Here is a 20014-nt window from a genome sequence, read left to right on the forward strand (position 1 = left end):
GCCGCCGAGCGCAGGGCTCGGCAACCCGAACGAGCCTACTCGGCCGACTGGCCGCGGTAGATGCGCTCGAAGGCCGTGATCGTCGCCTCGATGTCGTGCGGAGCGACCAGCTCGAGGCTGCGCCGCTGCATCGCCGCGTACTCCTCGTCGCTCGAGCGCAGCACCAGCTCGAGCTTCTCGGCCAGGTCTGCCGAGTCGTCGGGGCGGAACAGGTAGCCGTTCTCGCCGTCGCGCACGAGGTGCGGCAGCGCCATCGCGTCGGCCGCGACGACGGGCAGGCCGGTCGCCATGGCTTCCATGGTGGCGATCGACTGCAGCTCGGCCGTCGACGGCATCGCGAACACTTCGGCACCACGCAGTCGCTCGCGCAGCTCCTCGTCGGAGACGAAGCCGGTGAGGGTGACGCGGTCGGCGATGTGCAGGTCGCGCGCCATGTGACCGAGCTCATCGATCAGGTCGCCGACGCCGATGATCTCGAGGTGCCAGTCGAGATCCTCGGGCAATTGCGCGACGGCGCGCACGAGGGTGTCGAGCCGCTTCTCGCTCGTGACGCGGCCCACGAAGACGATGTGGCCGTGCTGGCGCTCGGGATTCGGGTGGTACTCGTCCCCCGGCAGCCCGCACGAGATCGCGCGCACGCCGGTCAGGCCGGTCTTGCGCTCGAGGTAGTCGGCGCTGCGCTGCGTCGGCGTCGTGACCACGTCGCAGCGCGCCAGCACGTTCGCCGCGTCGCTCCATGCCCAGTTGACCGCCGAGCCGTGCAGCGCGCGCGGGATGTTCGAGTGGTCCATGAGGTTCTCGAACATCAGGTGGTTGGTGCCCACGACCCTGATGCCGCGCTTGTTCGCCTCGGTCGAGAATGCACGACCGAGCACGATGTGCGACTGGAAGTGCACGACATCCGGACGCAGCGCATCCAGCAACGACGCCGCGTTCGAGTACATGCGCCACGGCTCGGCGAAGCGCAGCCAGTCGTGGCCCGGGTAGAGCATCGAGCGCAGGCGGTGCACCGTGAAGCGCTGCCCCTCGTGCTCCTCGACGTGCGAGCCGTGGCGGTTGCGGCCGAGCGACGACGCCACGACGTGCACCTCGTGCCCGCGAGCGGTGAGGCGGGCGGCGAGCCGGGTGGTGAACTTCGCGGCGCCGTTGACGTCGGGCGCGAAGGTGTCGGTGGCGATCAGGATGCGCAGGGGGCGTTCGTTCATGGGTTCTCCTCGGGCGCGATGTCGGGCGTCCGGATCTGGGGATGGTGCCGGGCGAGCGAGAAGACGCCCGCGACGGCGAGCGCTCCCGCTCCGGCGAAGACGATGATGGCCCACGGCGGCGTGGCCGAGGCCTCGCCGAGCACCGTGACGCCGATGAGCACCGCGATCAGCGGGTCGACGACGGTGAGCCCGGCGATGACGAGGTCGGGCGGGCCCGAGGCGTGCGCGAGCTGCACGGCATAGCTGCCCACGAGCAGCGCGACGAGCAGCGCCACCGCGCAGACGATCGTCAGCCAGTCGAACTGGCTCGAGATGATGCGGTTGATGACGACCTTCGACAGCGTGACCACGAAGCCGTAGAGCACGCCGGCGGCGATGATGTAGAAGATCGCGTTCGCGCGCTTCCGGAAGTACCACCACACGATGCCCACGCCCACGAGCGCGACGACGAGCAGTGACAGCACCGTCAGCAGCTGTCGGTCGTTGATAGGGCGCTCGACGGCGAAGATCGCGGCCACGGTGACGAAGATGCCGATGCCCAGCAGGCAGAGCGTGATCGCGCGGATCGTGCGATGGTCGAGCTTGATGCCGGCGAGCCGCGAGTTGAGGATGGCGGTCACGACCAGCGCGACCGCGCCCAGCGGCTGCACGACGATGAGCGGCGCGAGCGCGAGCGCGCCCAGCTGCAGCACGACGGCGAGCCCGAGCAGCAGCGTGCCGATGAGCCACGCGGGGTTGCGCAGCATCTTGACCAGGGCCGTGCCGCCCAGGTGCGCGCCGCGCTGGTCGCCGCCCTCGAAGTGGCCGACGCCGCGGTGCTGGAACTGCGTGCCGACCGAGAGGAAGATCGCGCCGACGATCGCCACCGGGATGCCGACGGCCTGCAGCGGCGTCAGCGAGATCTCAGCCGCGATGTCGTCGAAGGCGGTGGAGAGCACCTCAAGAACCTACTCGCCTTGGGCGCCGATACCCTGGAGGACATGACTGTTCTGCCCATCTGCATCACCGGTGAGCCGGTGCTGCACCGCGTCGCGGAGCCCGTCGCGACCTTCGACGCTGAGCTCACCACCCTCGTCTCCGACATGTTCGCCACCATGGAGGCCGCCCCCGGCGTCGGCCTCGCCGCGCCCCAGGTGGGGCTCGCGAAGCGGCTGTTCGTCTACGACTGGACCGACGAGGAGGGCGTGCGCACGCGCGGCGTCGCAGTCAACCCCGAGCTGTGGGTCTCGCCGCTGCCCCTCGGCCTGCCCGACGACGACGAGGAGGAGGGCTGCCTCTCGATCCCGGGCGAGCGCTTCGGCCTCAAGCGCGCCGAGCGGGCGATACTCAAGGCGCAGGACGAGCACGGCGAGCACTACGAGCTCGAGGCCTCCGGCTGGCTCGCGCGCATCCTGCAGCACGAGTTCGACCACCTGAACGGCGTGCTCTACGCAGACCGGTTGGATGCGTTCGGCACGAAGGGCGTGCAGAAGGCGATCAAGCGCAACAAGTGGGGCACTGCGGGCCTGAGCTGGATGCCCGGCGAGGACCACCTCGACGACTGAGACCGAGTCCACGCAAGAGAAAAGCCCCGCCGTGAGGCGGGACTTCTCGTGTCGCTCCCCGAGATGGACTCGAACCATCAACCCGCGGAGCACCGCTCCGCGCTAGCCGACATCGTCGGCGTGCCGGAACCGGCCACGCAAGAGAAAAGCCCCGCCGTGAGGCGGGGCTTTTCGTGTCGCTCCCCGAGATGGACTCGAACCATCAACCTGCCGGTTAACAGCCGGCTGCTCTGCCAATTGAGCTATCGAGGATCGCTGCAGGAGCGACGTCAATCATAGCATCCCTGCAAGCTGCCGGTCACATCCGCCGACCACCGGCCGCTCTCGCGCCGCTGCGCCCTCGAGCACCTGACTCCTGCCGACACCTACTCCGCCCGCAGCGCGTTCCGCTCGCGGTCGAGCTCGACGAGCTGCTCGCGCAACCGCTTCGTCGCCTCGGGGTCGGCGCCGATCATGCGCTGCAGCCGGCTCATCAGGTCGGCCTTCTGCCGCAGGATGTCGCGGTCGATGAGCCCGCCGACGACCCCGCGCACGTAGCGCGTGACGTCCTTCGCGGGGATCGGCGACATCGCGAGCGTGCGCACCAGCGGCACCAGCTCGGTCGGCACCGCTGCGGCGACGCGCTCCGAGAAGTCGCTCGCCTCGATCGCGTCGAGCGAGGTCAGGATCCCGTCGCGCACGACCGCCAGCGACGGGTTCGCGACGTAGGCGGTCGCGCCGCGCACCGCGAGGTCGCGCCCGATCACCGCGGGCTGCTGCAGCAGCGCCGCCATCGCGTCGCGCTCGAGCCGCGACGCCGGGTCGCGCTCGAGCTGCCGCAGCGCGACATCCGCGGGCGGATGCGTCGGCACGGGCGGCTGCGCACCCGGCTGTCCCTGCCTGGTCGCGCCCGCACCGCCCTGCGACTCGGGCCTGGGCAGCGGCCCGGCCTGCCGCACCGCCTGGCGCACGTCGTCGGGGCTGACGCCGAGCCAGCCGGCGACCGTGCGCACGTAGCCGTCGGCGAGCGCCCGGTCGCGGATCGACTGCAGCACCGGCGCGGCCCGCCGCATGGCGGCCACGCGGCCCTCGACGGTCTCGAGGTCGTGCTCGGCGACGATGCGCCGCAGCATGAACTCGAACAGCGGCCGCCGCTGCTGGATCAGCCGCCGCACGGCGTCGTCGCCGCGCTCGAGCCGCAGGTCGCACGGGTCGAGCCCCTCGGGCGGCACCGCGACGAACGTCTGGGCCGCGAAGCGCTGCTCCTCGGCGAACGTGCGCACGGCCGCCTGCTGGCCGGCCTCGTCGGGGTCGAAGGTGAAGATCACGCGGCCGAGCGAGCGCGTGTCGGTGGTCGACACATCGCCGAGCACGCGGCGCAGCACCTTGATGTGGTCGATGCCGAACGCGGTGCCGCAGGTGGCGACCGCGGTCGTGACCCCCGCGAGGTGGCAGGCCATCACATCCGTGTACCCCTCGACCACGACGGCCTCGTGGCCTCGCGCGATGTCGCGCTTGGCGAGGTCGAGCCCGTAGAGCACCTGGCTCTTGCGGAAGATCGGCGTCTCGGGCGAGTTGAGGTACTTCGGGCCCTTGTCGTCGTCGGAGAGCCGCCGCGCGCCGAAGCCGACGGTGGCGCCTGCGACGTCGCGGATCGGCCACATCAGCCGCCCGCGGAACCGGTCGTAGCTGCCGCGCTGCCCCTCGCTGAGGAGTCCTGCGCCCAGCAGCTCGGCCTCGGTGAAGCCGCGACCGCGCAGGTGCTGCTTGAGGGCCTCGAACGACTGCGGCGCGAAGCCGACGCCGAAGCGCTCGGCCGCGGCCAGGTCGAAGCCGCGCTCGCCCAGGAAGCGCTGGCCGAGCGCCGCGGCGGGCGTCGTCAGCTGCTCCTGGAAGTACGTCTCCGCGGCCCGGCTCGCCTCGAGCAGCCGCAGTCGGCCGCTGGTCTCCTCCTGCGGCTTGCCGTCCTCGTAGTGCAGCGTGTAGCCGAGCTGCGAGGCGAAGCGCTCGACGGTCTCCTGGAACGACGTGTGGTCCATCGCCATGACGAACTGGAAGGCGTCGCCATCCTCGCCGCAGCCGAAGCAGTGGTAGCGGCCGACGGCCGGCCGCACATGGAACGAGGGCGAGCGCTCGTCGTGGAACGGGCAGAGCCCCTTCATGCTGCCGACGCCGGCGCTCTTCAGCGTGACGTGATCGCCGACGACGTCGACGATCGAGATGCGCGATCGCAGCTCGTCGATGTCGCTGCGCCGGATCCGCCCCGCCACGGTGCTCAGTCCCCCACGTTGCGCTCGTGCCAGGCGAGAGCGCCGCGGTCGGTGAGGCTCGCCACCTGGTCGACGACCACGCGGGCGCGGCCTGCGTCGTCGCGCGCGGCCGCCCAGTCCTCGGCGTAGGCAGGGTCGAGCGCCGAGGGGCCGACGCGCAGCAGCGCGTCGCACAGCTCCTGCAGGATCCGCCGCTGGCTGGCGTAGATCGGCTGCCGCCGCTCGGCCAGGATGAAGCTCGCCGCCGTGCCCTTCAGCACCGCGATCTCGGCGCGCACCTCGCGCGGCACCTCGACGGTGCCGCCGAAGCGCGCGAGCGGCCCCTCGTGCCCCTCGCGCGTGCGCCGGGTGGCGGCGTTCGCGAACCGCCCGATCAGCTTCGACGTGAGGTTCTTGAGCTTCGCGTGGTCGGCCCGCGACGCGTCGAACGAGCGCAGCCAGGTCTCGAGGTCGTCGAGCCGGTCGAAGGCCTCGAGCAGCTCGTCGCGGGTGAACTCCGGCCCCACCCAGGTGAGCATGGTCGAGACGAGCTCGTCGTGGCCGACGCGGCTGGCGAGCTTCGCGGCGTCGACGTAGCCGCCGACCACCGCGTCCTCGAAGTCGTGCACCGAGTAGGCGATGTCGTCGGCGAGGTCCATCACCTGCGCCTCGATCGACGGCCGCCCCTCGGGCGCGCCCTCGCGCACCCACTCGAACGCCGCCCGGTCGTCGGCGTAGAAGCCGAACTTCACACGACCGGATGCGTCGTGGACGTCGGAGCTCTGCGGCCACGGGTACTTGCAGGCGGCGTCGACGGATGCGCGGGTCAGGTTGAGGCCGTACGGCTGGTCGCGGATCACCTTCGGCTCGAGGCGCGTGATCACGCGCAGGGTCTGCGCGTTGCCCTCGAAGCCGCCGATGCCCTGGGCCCACTCGTTGAGGCCCTTCTCGCCGTTGTGGCCGAAGGGCGGGTGCCCGATGTCGTGAGCGAGGCAGGCGGTGTCGACCACGTCGTGGTCGAGGCCCAGCTCTGCGGCGATCTCGCGGCCGATCTGCGCCACCTCGAGCGAGTGCGTGAGCCGGGTGCGGGAGTCGTCGAAGCCCATGGTGGGCGAGAGCACCTGCGTCTTCTGGCCGAGCCGGCGGAAGGCGCTCGAGTGCAGCAGCCGCGCGCGGTCGCGCGCGAAGTCGGTGCGCGACGACGTGTGGTGCTCGGGCAGGCGGCGCTCGACGTCGTGCTCGCCGTAGCCGCTCGCCTCAGCCGCCACGGGTGTCGCTCTCGTCCTCGATGAGCGCCTCGCGCTGCGCGGGCGTCAGCTCGGGGCTGTCGAGCCAGCCGTCGGGCAGCGCGGGCCTGCGGGGGCGGCCCGAGCGGCCGCGCTGGCCCTCGATGCCCTCGGCGATGTACGGCACCGAGCGGTCGAGCTGGCCGAGCAGGTCGTCGAGGTGCGCGAGCGACTCGACCGCGGCGAGCGCGCGCCGGGCGTCCCCGCCGACCGGGTAGCCCTTGAAGTACCAGGCGACGTGCTTGCGGATGTCGCGGCAGGCGCGATCCTCCTCGCCGAAGAACTCGACCAGCAGCTCTGCGTGGCGACGGAACGCATCCGCCACCTCGCCGAGCCCGGGCCGGTGCCGCTCGTCGCTGCCCGAGAACGCGGCCGCGAGGTCGCCGAAGAGCCAGGGCCGGCCGAGGCAGCCGCGGCCCACGACCACGCCGTCGACGCCGGTCTCGGCGACCATGCGCAGGGCGTCCTCCGCCTGCCAGATGTCGCCGTTGCCGAGCACGGGGATCGAGGTGACGGCCTCCTTCAGCCTGGCGATCGCCGACCAGTCGGCCTTGCCCGAGTAGTGCTGCGCCGCCGTGCGGCCGTGCAGCGCCACGGCGGCGACGCCGGCGTCCTCAGCAGTGCGACCCGCGTCGAGGTAGGTGAGGTGCTCGTCGTCGATGCCGATGCGCATCTTCACGGTGACGGGGATGTCGCCGGCACGCTCGACCGCACGGCGCACGATGCTCTCGAACAGCTCGCGCTTCCAGGGCAGTGCGCTGCCGCCGCCGCGCCGGGTGACCTTCGGCACCGGGCAGCCGAAGTTGAGGTCGATGTGGTCGGCGTGGTCCTCGTCGACGAGGATGCCGACGGCCGCCTCGACCGTCTTCGGGTCGACGCCGTAGAGCTGCACCGAGCGCCGCTCCTCCGACGGGTGGTGGCTGATGAGCCGCATCGTCTCGGGGGTGCGCTCGACGAGCGCGCGCGACGTGATCATCTCGCTGACGTACAGGCCCGCGCCGTACTCGCGGCAGAGCCGGCGGTAGGCGGTGTTCGTGATGCCCGCCATGGGCGCGAGCACGACCGGCGCGTCGAGGGCGATGGGCCCGATCGACAGCGCCGGCGTGGTGCTCATTGGAGTGCTCACGCTCCGCGGAGCCCCTGCGCCCCGTAGCCAGTGAGCAGGTGCGCCTCGAGCTCGTCGATCTTCACGCGCGCCTGCTGCATCGAGTCGCGCTCGCGCACCGTGACGGCGCCGTCCTCGAGCGAGTCGAAGTCGACGGTCACGCAGAAGGGCGTGCCCACCTCGTCCTGCCGGCGGTAGCGGCGGCCGATGGCGCCGGCGTCGTCGAAGTCGATCGCCCACAGCTTGCGCAGCCGGTCGGCGAGCTCGCGCGCGAGCGGCGAGAGCTGCTCGTTGCGGCTGAGCGGCAGGACGGCGACCTTGACGGGCGCGAGGCGCGGGTCGAGGTGCAGCACGGTGCGGGTGTCGGTGCCGCCCTTGGCGTTCGGCACCTCCTCCTCGTCGTACGCGTCGACGAGGAACGCCATCATGCTGCGGGTGAGGCCGAACGACGGCTCGATCACGTAGGGCGTGTACTTCGCGCCGGAGGCCTGGTCGAAGTAGACGAGATCCTTGCCGGAGGCGGTCGAGTGCGACGACAGGTCGAAGTCGGTGCGGTTCGCGACGCCCATCAGCTCGCCCCACTCGGAGCCCTGGAAGCCGAAGCGGTACTCGAAGTCGATCGTGCCGGCCGAGTAGTGCGCGCGCTCCTCGTCGGGAACCTCGAAGCGGCGCATGTTCGCCTCGTCGAGCCCCAAGTCGAGGAACCACGCCCAGCACGCCTCGACCCACGTGTCGAACCACTCGGGCGCCTCGTCGGGGTGCGTGAAGTACTCGATCTCCATCTGCTCGAACTCGCGCGTGCGGAAGATGAAGTTGCCGGGGGTGATCTCGTTGCGGAACGCCTTGCCCACCTGGCCGATGCCGAACGGCGGCTTCTTGCGCGAGACGGTCACGACGTTGAGGAAGTTGGTGAAGATGCCCTGCGCCGTCTCGGGGCGCAGGTAGTGGAGTCCGGCCTCGTTGTCGACGGGCCCGAGGTTGGTCTTCATGAGCCCCGAGAACATCTGCGGCTCGGTCCACTTGCCGGTGTTGCCGCAGTCGGGGCAGGTGATCTCCTCCATGGAGGCGGCAGCACGGCCCTTCTTCGCCTCGAACGCCTCCTCCAGGTGGTCCTGGCGATGGCGCTTGTGGCACTGCAGGCACTCGACCAGCGGGTCGGTGAAGGTGGCGACGTGACCGGATGCGTGCCACACCGCGGTGGGCAGGATGATCGAGGAGTCGAGGCCGACCATGTCGTCGCGGCCCTGCACGAAGGTCTTCCACCACTGGCGCTTGATGTTCTCCTTCAGCGCCACGCCCAGGGGCCCGTAGTCCCATGCGGAGCGGGAGCCACCGTAGATCTCGCCGGCCTGGAACACGAAGCCGCGGCGCTTCGCGAGGTTGATGACGGCGTCGAGACGGTTCTGGACCACTGGTGCTCCTCGGGGTGGGCTCCGCGACCCTGCTGGCTGCAGGCGCGGCACGTGAACCTCGATTCTACCGAGCGGGAGTGGTGCGGGGGCCCGCCCGGCGCACGCATGTGCGCGATGCGTCGGCGCCGGGCTGGGATAGTCTCTTCATCCGGGGCGCTGGCGCCCTCGAAGGACGTGTCAGGAGGTCGGATGCAGAGCCAGGCTGGTCGCGAGCTCTACGGTGCCTGGGCGGAGCGCTGGCCGACCGACGTCGCAGAGCTCCTCGACGGCTATTCCGGCTCCTGGTGGATCGGCGGCGGGTGGGCGCTCGACGCGGCGACCGGCATCGCCCGGCCCCACGGCGACATCGACATCGTCATCCCGCGCAGCGAGCTGAGCCTGCTGCGCGGCTGGCTCGGCAGCCGCTGGCAGCTGTGGTGCGCGTTCCAGGGAGCGCTGAAGCCGCTGCTCCCCCACGACTCCGACGTGCTGCCCATCGGCACCACCAGCATCTGGACCCGCACCAGCGCCTACGGCCAGTGGGAGTACGAGATCCTGCTCGACCCGAGCGACGGCGAGTCGTGGCGCTTCCGGCGCGACACCGCCGTGACGATGCCGCTCGAGGATGCGCTCCTGACCCGCGACGGCATCCGCTACGCGAAGCCGCAGATCGTGCTCGCCTACGCGGCGGCCGACCACGCCGACGTCGCCTGGCTCGAGCAGGCGCTGCCCGCGCTCGACGACGAGGCGCGCTCCTGGCTGGTCGACCGGCTCTCCGACGAGCACCCGTGGCGGAAGCGGCTCACGACGGCGTGATCTCGAGCAGCGGCCTTCGGGCGCTCCTCGATCAGCGGATGGGTTCGGCCGGCGGTGCCGCGGGCGCCGGGGCGTCGACGGCGCCGCCGAAGCGGCGGTCGCGCCCGGTGTAGATGTCGAGCGCGTGCCAGAGGTCCTGCCGCGTGAAGTCGGGCCACAGCCGGTCGAGGAAAACCATCTCGGCGTACGCGCCCTGCAGCGTCAGGAAGTTCGAGATGCGCTGCTCGCCGGAGGAGCGGATGAAGAGGTCGACATCCGGGATGTCGGGGTTGTAGACGCGCTGGCGCACCAGCTGGCGATCCACGGCCGACGGCTTCAGACGACCGGCCGCGACGTCGTCGGCGATCGAGCGCACCGCATCCGTGATCTCGTGCGTGCCGCCGTAGTTCACGCACATCTGCAGCGTCATCGTGCGGTTGCCGATCGTGCGGCGCTCGGCCTCCTCGAGCTCGCGGATCACGCTCGGCCACAGCCGCGGACGTCGGCCCGCCCAGCGCACCCGCACGCCCCAGGCGTCGAGCTGGTCGCGCTGCCGGCGCAGCACATCCTTGTTGAAGCCCATCAGGAAGCGCACCTCGTCGGGGCTGCGCTTCCAGTTCTCGGTCGAGAAGGCGTAGACCGAGAGGTGCTGCACGCCGACCTGCAGGGCGCCGGCGACCACGTCGAGCAGCCGCGCCTCGCCGGCCGCGTGGCCCTGCGTGCGGGTGAGGCCGCGCGCGTTCGCCCAGCGGCCGTTGCCGTCCATGATGATCGCGACGTGCGCCGGCAGCGTGCCCCGCTCGTAGGTGGGCGGCTGCTCGCCCGTCCAGTCGATCGGCTGCAATCCGGTCAACGCGCTCCCCGATCGACGTGCTCGAGCGAGCGGAGCCCCCGCTCGAGGTGCCACTGCACATAGGCCGCCACCGCGCCCGAGGCGCGGGCGCGCACGCCCTGCGGGGTCGACTCGGCCTCGGCCCAGTCGCCCGTCAGCAGCGCGCTCAGCAGCTCGAGCGTCGGCACGTCGACGCGCAGCGCGCCCGGGGGCGCCGCCGCGTCGGAGACCATGCCGCCCAGCTGCGGCACGAAGGCGCGGTGCGGTCCCGCCTCGCCGGTGACGGCGCAGTCGCCGAACGACGGCGCCCAGCCGGCGATCGACAGCGCGCGCAGCAGGTAGGAGTCGAGGGTCAGCGAGGGGTCGTGCTCGCTGCGCGCGAGCGACCGGAGCGCACCGACCAGGAGCAGGTACTGCTGCCGCGACGCATCCTCGTCGGTCAACCGGTCGGCGGTCTCGACCATCGCCGTCGCGGCCGTGTAGGCGCGGTAGTCGGCGACGATCACCGGCGCGTAGGAGCCGAGCGTCACCGCCTGCGTGACGATGTCGAGGCTGCGGCCGACCGCGAGCTGCAGGTCGGCGACCATGAACGGCTCGAGCCGCGCGCCGAACCGCGACGAGGTGCGCCGCACGCCCCTGGCGACCGCGCGCACCTTGCCGTGCTCGCGCGTCAGCAGCGTGACGATGCGGTCGGCCTCCCCCAGCGAGTGGGTGCGGAGGACGACGCCCTCGTCGCGGTACGTCGGCACCGTCAGCCGACCGGCTGCGCCCTGTGCTCGTGCACCCGCAGGCCGCGGTTCACGCCGGAGACGATGGCCGCGAGCGACGCGTGGCTCGACGAGTGGTCGATGCCGACGCCCCAGAAGCGCTGCCCGGCGAGCTCGAGCTCGACGTAGGAGGCCGCCTGGGCGTCCTGCCCGGCCGAGAGCGTGTGCTCGACGTAGTCGAGCAGCGAGACCTCGACCCCCTCGGCGCGCAGCAGCGACAGCAGCGCGTCGATCGGGCCGTTGCCGGATGCGGTCACGTCGCGGAGCGTCTGCTCGTCGCGCAGCACCACCTGCAGCGTGGTCGCGCCGCCCATGGTCGACGACGCGGCGACCTCGCGCAGCTCGAAGCGGCCCCACTGGTCCTCTGCGCGTCGCGAGGGGTTCGGCAGGTACTCGTCGCCGAAGATCTGCCAGATCTCGGCGCTCGAGACCTCGCCGCCCTCGCTGTCGGTGCGCGCCTGCACGATGTTCGAGAACTCCACCTGCAGCCTGCGCGGCAGGTCGAGCCCATGGTCGGTCTTCAGCAGGTAGGCGACGCCGCCCTTGCCGGACTGCGAGTTCACCCGGATCACGGCCTCGTAGCTGCGCCCGACGTCGCGCGGGTCGATCGGCAGGTACGGCACCGCCCAGGTGATCTCATCGACGCTCTTGCCGGCGCGCTCGGCGTCGGCGGCCATCCGCTCGAAGCCCTTCTTGATGGCGTCCTGGTGCGAGCCGGAGAAGGCGGTGTAGACGAGGTCGCCGGCCCAGGGGCTGCGCTCGTGCACCTTCAGCTGGTTGCAGTGCTCGGCGACGCGGCGCACGTGGTCGAGGTCGGAGAAGTCGATCTCGGGGTCGATGCCCTGCGTCAGCATGTTGAGGCCCAGCGCCACCAGGTCGACGTTGCCGGTGCGCTCGCCGTTGCCGAACAGGCAGCCCTCGATGCGGTCGGCGCCGGCCAGGTAGCCCAGCTCGGCGGCCGCCACGCCCGTGCCGCGGTCGTTGTGCGGGTGCAGCGACAGGATGACCGACTCGCGGCGCGCGAGGTGGCGGTGCATCCACTCGATCGAGTCGGCGTAGACGTTGGGCGTCGCCATCTCGACCGTCGCGGGCAGGTTGATGATGACCGGCCGCTCGGGGCGGGCGTCGAGCGTCTCGATGATCGCGTTGCAGACCTCGAGCGCGTAGTCGAGCTCGGTGCCGGTGTACGACTCGGGGCTGTACTCGTAGAAGACCTTCGTGTCCTGCAGCATTCCCTCGAGCTCGAGGCACAGCTTGGCCCCGTCGACGGCGATCTGCTTCACGCCCTCGCGGTCGGAGCGGAACACCACGTCGCGCTGCAGCACGCTGGTGGAGTTGTAGATGTGCACGATCGCCTGCTTCGAGCCCTCGATCGACTCGAAGGTGCGGCGGATGAGGTGGTCGCGGCACTGCGTCAGCACCTGGATGGTGACGTCGTCGGGGATGAGATCCTCGTCGATCAGCTTGCGCACGAAGTCGAAGTCGAGCTGGCTCGCCGACGGGAAGCCGACCTCGATCTCCTTGTAGCCCATCTGCACCAGCAGCTGGAACATCTTCAGCTTGCGGTCGGGCGTCATCGGGTCGATGAGGGCCTGGTTGCCGTCGCGCAGGTCGACGGCACACCAGCGGGGTGCGCGCTCGATGCGCTTCGACGGCCACGTGCGATCGGGGAGATCGACCTTGATCTGCTCGTGGTACGGGGTGTAGCGGTGCGCCGGCATCCCGGACGGCTGCTGCATGTTCTTCATCGTTCGCTCCTGTCGCTTGCTCCTGAGGTCCGGGCAGGACGGCCACCGCGACGAGGAAGCCCGGGGTTCAGGCCTCGTCGCGGCGACGAAGGAGCAGCGCGCTCTGCATGCGATCAGACTACACCTGGTCATGCCCCCGGCCGGGTGCGCGGCCGCGCATCGAGCAGCGCGACCGGCGCTACGCCCGCTCGCCCGCCAGGCCGTGCTCGTAGGCGAAGACCACCAGCTGCACGCGGTCGCGGAGCCCCAGCTTCGCCAGGATGCGCGAGATGTGGGTCTTCACGGTGGCCTCGGCGACGAACTCGCTGCGCGCGATCTCGGTGTTCGACAGCCCCTTCGCGGCGAGCCCGAAGATCTGCCGCTCCCGGTCGGTGAGCACTGAGAACGCCGCCGGCGCCGACTGCCGCTGCCGCCCGAACGCCTTGAACAGCTCGCGGGTGGCGCTCGCCGCGACCACTTCGTTGCCGGCGTGCACCGTGCGGATCGCCGCCAGCACCAGCTCGGGCTCGGCGTCCTTCAGGATGAAGCCGGATGCGCCCGCTCGGATCGCGCGCGCCGCCGCCTCGTCGAGGTCGAAGGTGGTGAGCACCACCACGCGCACCTGCGGCTGCGCCGCGACGATGCGCGCGGTCGCCGAGATGCCGTCGAGCACCGGCATGCGCACATCCATGAGCACGACGTGCGGCTGCTGCTCGTCGGCGAGCCGCGCCGCCTGCGCGCCGTCGGCAGCCTCGCCGACGCAGAAGAGGTCGGGCTGCGACTCGACGAGCATGCGGATGCCGCTGCGGAACAGCGCCTGGTCGTCGACGATGAGCACCCTGATCACGACGCTCCCCTCACTGCAGCCCGGCCGGGAACGCCGCGCGCACCCGGAACCAGCCGTCGTCGATGCCCGCCCACAGCTCGCCGCCCGCGATCCGCGCGCGCTCGTGCATGCCGCGCACGCCGTGGCCGGGCTCGCCGGGCGCTGCGAGCAGCCGGTTGTGCACGTCGAGCACGATGCCGCTGCCGCCCGGCGGCCCGGCGCCGAGTTTCCCGGCGCCGAGCAGCCGCACATGCACGGGCTGCGTGCGATCGCCGTGGCGGAGCGCGTTCGTGAGCGCCTCCTGCAGGATGCGGTAGGCGGCGATGTCGGCGGTGCGCGGCAGCGCCTGCTTGCCACCCACCCGCTCGAGCCGCACGTCGAGGCCTGCCGCGCGCATCCGCTCGATGAGCACGTCGAGGCCGTCGAGCGACGCGACCGGGTCGGGCGCCTCGCTGTGGCGCAGCTGCGCCAGCAGCAGCCGCACGTCGCCGAGCGCCTGCTTGGCGGTGCCCGCGATGGTCTCGAGCGACGCGTCCTTCGCCGCGGGGTCGGCCGTGTAGCGCGCGCCGTTGGCCTGCGCGATGACGACGGCGAGCGAGTGGGCGACCACGTCGTGCATGTCGCGGGCGAGCGCCGCCCGCTCCTCCTCCTGGTCGGCGCGGCGCAGCGAGACCTGCGCGACCTCGGTGGCGGCCTCGGTGGTGGCCGCGGCGGCCACGCCCCAGCCGATGAGGATCGCGACGCCGAACAGCAGCATCGGCGGAATCCACAGCAGGGCGATCGCGTCGAGGATGCCGAATCCGACGTCGACGCCGACGAGCCCCGTCGCGACCGCGAACCAGGTCGCCGCGAGCAGCGACGCCAGGAAGGCCAGGCCGAAGCCGGCCAGCCTGCCGGGCCAGCGGCTGAAGCGGCCGACGGAGTAGAGGATCACGAGCACGCCGAACCAGAGCGGGAAGAGCCACGCCTGCAGCGCGACGTGCGCGGCCGCCAGCAGCGTCAGCCCCGCGAGCGCGATCACCGGGTAGCGGCGCCGCACCAGGATCGCGCCGGCCAGCGCCGGCGTGACCACCAGCGCGAGCGCGGTGCCGGTCTGCTGGGCGAGCGCGACCGTGAGCAGCAGCGTCGGCACCCCCAGGATGCCGAGCGTCACGGCCGCCAGCAGCCCGTCGGCCGCGAGCGTGCGGCGCGTGATCGGCGGATGCGTCGCACCGGTCGGAGCGGGGAGCTCGACGCGGTCGACGGGTGCGGTGGTCACGGGGATCAGCGTAGGACGGGGCTCGCGAGCCGCCGCCCGCCGCAGCCGGGAATCATCCCCTCGGCGGAGGGCGGCGGGCGGAGGTCGGCAGGCACTCGGTCGCGATGGATAGGCTCGGCCTCCTGCAACGGCGCAGCTGACAGAAGACCGAGGTCACGTGGACGACAGCATCATCGACACCGCCGCCCGTCGACCGGAGACCACCGGCGGCGCCGGCCGGCTCGCTGTCGCCGCCGCCGCGCTGCGTGCCGCGGCGCGGCTCCGGCTCGTGGAGCCCGAGATCCGCGGCCTGCACCACGTGGTGCGGCGCGGCGACGTCTGCTTCGACGTGGGGGCCGCGTACGGCATGTACACGTTCCCGCTCGCCGACCTCGTCGGCCCGAGCGGATCGGTGCACAGCTTCGAGCCGCAGCGGCGCCCGCGGGCGCTGCTCGCCGCCGCGCGGGGTGCGCTCGGCGCGCCGCGGCACATCCGGCTCTCGGCATCGGGGCTCGGGCGCATCCCCGGCCACCTGCCGATGGTGCTGCCCGTGCGCTACGGGCTGCCGATCAGCGGGCATGCGCACCTCGCCGACGGCCTGGCGGCGGCGTCCGCCCGGGGCGGCGCCTCGACCCGGCCCATCCGCGTGCCCGTGACGACGGTCGACGAGGTGTGCGCGGCGCGCAGCATCGAGCGCGTGCACTTCATCAAGGCCGACGTCGAGGGCTTCGAGCCCGAGGTGCTGCACGGCGCGGCGAACGTGCTCGAGCGCGACAGGCCGGCGCTGCTGCTCGAGATCGAGGATCGTCACCTGTCGCGCTACGGGCGCACGGCGGCCGAGCTGAGCGGCAGCCTGCGCGATCGCGGCTACGCCATGTCGACATGGCGGGGCGAGCGCTGGCAGCCGGCCGAGCAGGTGGTGCTGGGCACCCGGAACTACCTGTTCACGGCCGGGTCGGGAGCGCTCGCGGGCCGAGGGTCTCGATACGCGCGCTTCGCGTGCTACTCGACCTTGAGTCCTCCGTCGTCAACGCCGCTTCGCGGCATTGACGGCTCCGGACTCAAAATCCGAAGCGGCCCAGCTGCTTCGGGTCGCCCTGCCACTCCTTCGCGATCTTCACCCGCAGGTCGAGGTGCACCTGCGTGCCGAGGATCCGCTCGATCTCGACCCGGGCATCCGCCCCCACCTGTCGCAGCCGCGAACCGCCCTTGCCGATCACGATGCCCTTCTGGCTGTCGCGCTCGACCCACAGGTTGGCGTAGACATCGGTGAGGTCGCGGCCCTCGCGCGGCACGATGTCGTCGATCGTGACCATGATCGAGTGCGGCAGCTCGTCGCGCACGCCCTCGAGCGCGGCCTCGCGGATCACCTCGGCGACCCGCACGGCCACCGGCTCGTCGTGCGTGGTCTCGGCCTCGTAGAGCGGCGGCCCCTCGGGCAGCATCCCGACGATCGCGTCGATGAGCACGTCGAGCTGCGTGCCGGCCACCGACGACAGCGGCACCACGGCATCCCACTCGCGCAGCTCGTTCACCTCGAGCAGCTGCTGCGCGGTGCGCTCGCGCGACGCGGCGTCGGTCTTCGTGACCACCGCGATCTTCCTGGCGCGCGGGAAGCCCTCGAGCTGCTGGTCGATGTAGCGGTCGCCCGGCCCGATGGGCTCGTCGGCGGGCACGCACAGGCAGATGATGTCGACGTCGCCGAGCGTCGTCTGCACGACCGCGTTCAGCCGCTTGCCGAGCAGCGTGCGGGGCTTGTGCATGCCGGGCGTGTCGACGATCACGACCTGCGCGTCGTCGCGGTGCACGATGCCGCGGATCGCGTGCCGGGTGGTCTGCGGCTTCGACGAGGTGATGGCGATCTTCTCGCCCACGAGCGCGTTCATCAGCGTCGACTTGCCGGCGTTCGGCCGGCCGACGAAGGTCACGAATCCGCTGCGGTGGGGCTGCTGGGCGTCGGTCATGCGTCTGCCTCTGTCTCGCTCATGGGCCCCGCGGTGCGCGAGACCTCCATCTCGCCGGCGTTGCGGCCGCGCCCGTCGAGCGAGCGCACCTCGATGCGCAGGCCGTGCACGTGCACGACGTCGCCGACCTCGGTGATGCGGCCGAGCTCCTTCTGCACGAGTCCGCCGACGGTGTCGACATCCTCGTCGTCGAGCGTCAGGTCGAAGAGGTCGCCGAGCTCGTCGATCTGCAGCCGTGCCGAGACGACCCACACGCCGGTGCCGGCCTCCACGATCTCGCTGCGGCCCCGGTCGTGCTCGTCGTGGATCTCGCCGACGAGCTCCTCCACGAGGTCCTCGAGCGTGACGAGCCCGGCGATGCCGCCGTACTCGTCGACGACCATCGCCACGTGCACGCGCTCCAGCTGCATGAGCGCGAGCGTGTCGTCGGCCTTCTTCGACTCGGGCACCATGATCGCCGGGCGCGCCAGGTCTGCGGCGGTCTCGGATGCGTCGGGTCGCCACGTGCGGGAGCGCACCACGTCGCGCAGGTACAGGATCCCGTCGATCTCGTCGGTCGACTCCCCCACCACCGGCATGCGCGACAGCCCGTTGTCGAGGAACATGCGCAGCGCGTCCTGCGCCGACTCGTCGCGCTCGACGACGATCATGTCGGGCCGCGGCACCATCACCTCGCGCACGAGCGTCTCGTTGAACTCGAAGATCGAGTGGATCAGCTCGCGGTCGTCGTCCTCGAGCACATCGGACTCAGCGGCGGCGTCGACCATCGACAGCAGCTGCGCCTCGGTCGTGAAGGCCGTCTCGCGCTGGCGCCCAGGGGTGACCTTGTCGCCGACGGTCGCGACCAGGATCGCGACCGGCCCCATCAGCACGCGCCAGAAGCGCAGGAAGCGGGCGGATGCGCGCAGCAGCGCGACCGCGTGCGTGCGGCCGACGGCACGGGGGCTGGTGCCGACCAGCACGAACGAGATGACGATCATGGCACCGCCGGCGATGAGCAGCGTCACCCACCACTCCGTGACCAGCGAGTCGACGGCGAGGGTGATGAGCACCGCGGCGACCGTCTCGCACATGATGCGGCCGAACTGCAGCGTCATCACGTGGCCGCGCAGGTCGTCGGCGATCGCGATCAGCGCCCTCGCACGGCGCGACGTGAGCGCAGCCTCCTGCAGCTCGGCGCGCGAGACGACGCTGAGCGCGGCGTCGCACGCGGCGAGCCAGGCGCCGAACGCGATCAGCAGCGCCGCGGCGGCGAAGAGGAGGGTCTCGAACATCAGTCGGCGCGGCCGGGCGCGCCCGCGTCTCGCTCCTCGAACGCCGCGAGCAGGCGGTCCTGCAGCTGGAACATCTCGTCGCGCTCCGAGGGCTCGGCGTGGTCGAAGCCGAGCAGGTGCAGCAGCCCGTGCGTGGTCAGCAGGCGCAGCTCGGTCATCAGGCTGTGGCCGGCCTCGATCGCCTGCTGCTGCGCCACCTCGGGGCAGAGCACGATGTCGCCGAGCAGCCCCGCGGGCGTCACGCGATCCTGCACCCCGGGGCGCAGCTCATCCATGGGGAACGATAGCACGTCGGTCGGCCCGGGCTCGTCCATCCACTGCACGTGCAGCTGCTCCATCGCCGCCACGTCGACGAGCACGATCGACACGTCGGCGTCGGGGTGCACGAACAGGCGCTCGAGGTCGAACGCGACGAGCCGCACGAGCTGCGCCTCGTCGACGGATGCGTCGGTCTCGTTGAGCAGGTCGATCGCCATCAGTTCCTCCCGCGGCGGGCGTGGTGCGACTGCTGCTGGGCGCGCGTCTGGCGGGCCATGACGCGCTGGTCGTGGGCGGTGTACGCGTCGACGATCTCGCCGACCAGCGTGTGCCGCACGACGTCGGCGCTCGTGAGCATCGCGAAGTGGATGTCGTCGATGCGGCCGAGCACCGACTGGGCGATCTGCAGGCCAGACGTGCCGGCGGGCAGGTCGACCTGGGTGGCGTCGCCGGTGACGACCATCTTCGAGCCGAAGCCGAGGCGGGTGAGGAACATCTTCATCTGCTCGGGCGTCGTGTTCTGCGCCTCGTCGAGCACGATGAACGAGTCGTTGAGGGTGCGGCCGCGCATGTAGGCGAGCGGCGCGACCTCGACCACGCCGGTGGCGAGCAGCTTCGGCACGAGCTCGGGATCCATCATCTCGTTGAGCGCGTCGTAGAGGGGTCGCAGGTAGGGGTCGATCTTGTCGGTCAGCGTGCCGGGCAGGAAGCCCAGCCGCTCGCCGGCCTCGACCGCGGGGCGAGTCAGGATGATGCGGCTGACCTCCTTGCGGTGCAGGGCCTGCACCGCCTTCGCCATCGCGAGGTAGGTCTTGCCGGTGCCTGCCGGGCCGATGCCGAAGACGATCGTGTGGTCGTCGATCGAGTCGACGTAGGCGTGCTGGCCCTCCGTCTTCGCGCGGATCGACTTGCCGCGCGACGTGAGGATCACCTCGCCGATCGCGTCGCTGAGGCTGCGCGAGGAGTCCTGGCGCAGGATGCGCGACCCCTCCGACACCTCGGACTGGCTGAGGCTCGTGCCCTGCCGCACGAGGTCGACGAGTTCCTGCACGAGGCGCGTGGCGATCTCGACCTCCTCCTCGGGGCCCTCGAGCGTCACGAGGTTGCCGCGCACCGCGACGCGCACCGCAGGGTGCTCGTGCTCGAGCCGCGTCAGCAGGCGATCCTGCGGCCCGAGCAGCCGCACCATCTCGATGCCGTCGATCTCGATCGACTGCGATGCGTCAGGCAAGCGAGCCCTCTCCGAGCGAACCGGCGAGCACGTGGGCGTGCGCGTGGAAGACCGTCTGGCCGGCCAGCTCGCCGGTGTTGAACACGAGGCGGAAGTCGCCGCCGTCGCCGCGCTCGCGCGCGATCGCCCTGGCCGCCTGCACCATCTCGGCCAGCAGCTCGGGATCGCCCTGCGCGAGCTCGACGACATCGCGGTAGCGCGGGGTCTTCGGCACCACCAGCACGTGCATGGGCGCCTGCGGGTTGCTGTCGGTGAACGCGATGATGCGCTCGTTCTCGAGCACGATCTCGGCGGGGATCTCGCGGGCGATGATCTTCTCGAAGACGGTGGGCTCAGCCATGGGG

The 20014-nt window shown here is 71.6% G+C and carries 18 protein-coding genes, 1 tRNA gene and 1 pseudogene; 3 read left to right on the top strand and 17 right to left on the bottom strand.

Annotation, left to right across the window (positions count from 1 at the left end; translation table 11 throughout):
• Positions 1–35: 35 nt before the first annotated feature.
• Both Q9250_RS08155 and Q9250_RS08160 read right to left on the bottom strand, forming a co-directional pair.
• Positions 36–1205, bottom strand: a complete 1170-nt coding sequence (locus tag Q9250_RS08155) for a glycosyltransferase (protein ID WP_306231368.1) — start codon at positions 1203–1205, stop codon at positions 36–38.
• On the bottom strand, positions 1202–2143 hold the full coding sequence (locus Q9250_RS08160; RefSeq protein ID WP_306231369.1) for a DMT family transporter: 942 nt from the start codon (positions 2141–2143) through the stop codon (positions 1202–1204). Before Q9250_RS08160 ends, Q9250_RS08155 begins: the two co-directional genes overlap by 4 nt.
• 42 nt (positions 2144–2185) lie before the next feature.
• On the opposite strand from Q9250_RS08160, the gene def reads away from it, so the two are divergent.
• The gene (gene def / locus Q9250_RS08165; RefSeq protein WP_306231370.1) at positions 2186–2749 is read left to right on the top strand and encodes a peptide deformylase; all 564 of its coding nucleotides are present in this window, start codon (positions 2186–2188) and stop codon (positions 2747–2749) included.
• A 179-nt stretch (positions 2750–2928) separates the two neighbouring features.
• Here def and Q9250_RS08170 read toward each other — a convergent pair.
• The 5 genes from Q9250_RS08170 to Q9250_RS08190 all read right to left on the bottom strand — a co-directional run bounded on the left by Q9250_RS08170 (position 2929) and on the right by Q9250_RS08190 (position 8780).
• Positions 2929–3001, bottom strand: a tRNA-Asn gene (locus tag Q9250_RS08170).
• A 113-nt stretch (positions 3002–3114) separates the two neighbouring features.
• Positions 3115–4998 carry a DNA primase gene (dnaG, locus tag Q9250_RS08175; protein ID WP_306231371.1) on the bottom strand — a complete coding sequence of 628 codons (1884 nt, stop codon included), beginning with the start codon at positions 4996–4998 and terminating at the stop codon, positions 3115–3117.
• Between the two features lie 5 nt (positions 4999–5003).
• Entirely contained in the window at positions 5004–6245 is a 1242-nt protein-coding gene (locus Q9250_RS08180; protein ID WP_306231372.1) for a deoxyguanosinetriphosphate triphosphohydrolase, read from the bottom strand.
• Positions 6235–7377 carry a tRNA dihydrouridine synthase DusB gene (gene dusB, locus Q9250_RS08185; protein WP_306231373.1) on the bottom strand — a complete coding sequence of 381 codons (1143 nt, stop codon included), beginning with the start codon at positions 7375–7377 and terminating at the stop codon, positions 6235–6237. Before dusB ends, Q9250_RS08180 begins: the two co-directional genes overlap by 11 nt.
• 8 nt (positions 7378–7385) lie before the next feature.
• A complete protein-coding gene (locus Q9250_RS08190) occupies positions 7386–8780 on the bottom strand; it encodes a glycine--tRNA ligase (protein ID WP_306231374.1) in 1395 nt (464 codons plus the stop codon).
• A 189-nt stretch (positions 8781–8969) separates the two neighbouring features.
• On the opposite strand from Q9250_RS08190, the gene Q9250_RS08195 reads away from it, so the two are divergent.
• Positions 8970–9575 carry a nucleotidyltransferase domain-containing protein gene (locus tag Q9250_RS08195; RefSeq protein ID WP_306231375.1) on the top strand — a complete coding sequence of 202 codons (606 nt, stop codon included), beginning with the start codon at positions 8970–8972 and terminating at the stop codon, positions 9573–9575.
• Between the two features lie 31 nt (positions 9576–9606).
• Here the strand turns inward: Q9250_RS08195 and Q9250_RS08200 are convergent, their stop codons facing one another.
• From Q9250_RS08200 to Q9250_RS08220, 5 genes are all read right to left on the bottom strand, one after another.
• A complete protein-coding gene (locus Q9250_RS08200; RefSeq protein ID WP_422665032.1) occupies positions 9607–10407 on the bottom strand; it encodes an isoprenyl transferase in 801 nt (266 codons plus the stop codon).
• Complete coding sequence (recO, locus tag Q9250_RS08205; RefSeq protein ID WP_306231376.1) at positions 10404–11135, bottom strand: DNA repair protein RecO; 732 nt, start codon at positions 11133–11135, stop codon at positions 10404–10406. The genes Q9250_RS08200 and recO overlap by 4 nt, the downstream gene beginning before the upstream one ends.
• A gap of 2 nt (positions 11136–11137) precedes the next feature.
• Complete coding sequence (gene leuA, locus Q9250_RS08210; RefSeq protein ID WP_306231377.1) at positions 11138–12901, bottom strand: 2-isopropylmalate synthase; 1764 nt, start codon at positions 12899–12901, stop codon at positions 11138–11140.
• A 178-nt stretch (positions 12902–13079) separates the two neighbouring features.
• Complete coding sequence (locus tag Q9250_RS08215; protein ID WP_306231378.1) at positions 13080–13727, bottom strand: response regulator; 648 nt, start codon at positions 13725–13727, stop codon at positions 13080–13082.
• 10 nt (positions 13728–13737) lie between these two features.
• A complete protein-coding gene (locus Q9250_RS08220; RefSeq protein WP_306231379.1) occupies positions 13738–14964 on the bottom strand; it encodes a sensor histidine kinase in 1227 nt (408 codons plus the stop codon).
• Between the two features lie 346 nt (positions 14965–15310).
• Between Q9250_RS08220 and Q9250_RS14185 the strand changes: the two are divergent.
• Positions 15311–15754 (top strand): annotated as a pseudogene (locus Q9250_RS14185) (FkbM family methyltransferase); the annotation flags it as partial.
• A 250-nt stretch (positions 15755–16004) separates the two neighbouring features.
• Here Q9250_RS14185 and era read toward each other — a convergent pair.
• Genes era through Q9250_RS08250 form a run of 5 tightly spaced genes read right to left on the bottom strand, consistent with a single transcriptional unit; the run spans position 16005 to position 20010 of the window.
• Entirely contained in the window at positions 16005–16907 is a 903-nt protein-coding gene (gene era / locus Q9250_RS08230; RefSeq protein ID WP_306231381.1) for a GTPase Era, read from the bottom strand.
• Positions 16904–18181, bottom strand: coding sequence for a hemolysin family protein (locus Q9250_RS08235; protein ID WP_306231382.1), 1278 nt, complete (start codon positions 18179–18181; stop codon positions 16904–16906). The genes era and Q9250_RS08235 overlap by 4 nt, the downstream gene beginning before the upstream one ends.
• Positions 18181–18657, bottom strand: coding sequence for an rRNA maturation RNase YbeY (gene ybeY / locus Q9250_RS08240; RefSeq protein ID WP_306231383.1), 477 nt, complete (start codon positions 18655–18657; stop codon positions 18181–18183). Before ybeY ends, Q9250_RS08235 begins: the two co-directional genes overlap by 1 nt.
• Positions 18657–19628 carry a PhoH family protein gene (locus Q9250_RS08245; protein ID WP_306233959.1) on the bottom strand — a complete coding sequence of 324 codons (972 nt, stop codon included), beginning with the start codon at positions 19626–19628 and terminating at the stop codon, positions 18657–18659. The genes ybeY and Q9250_RS08245 overlap by 1 nt, the downstream gene beginning before the upstream one ends.
• Before the next feature lie 34 nt (positions 19629–19662).
• Positions 19663–20010, bottom strand: coding sequence for a histidine triad nucleotide-binding protein (locus Q9250_RS08250; protein WP_306231384.1), 348 nt, complete (start codon positions 20008–20010; stop codon positions 19663–19665).
• Positions 20011–20014 lie beyond the last annotated feature (4 nt).

Origin of the sequence: Agrococcus beijingensis, assembly GCF_030758955.1 — a bacterium.
Classification (GTDB): Bacteria; Actinomycetota; Actinomycetes; order Actinomycetales; family Microbacteriaceae; genus Agrococcus; species Agrococcus beijingensis.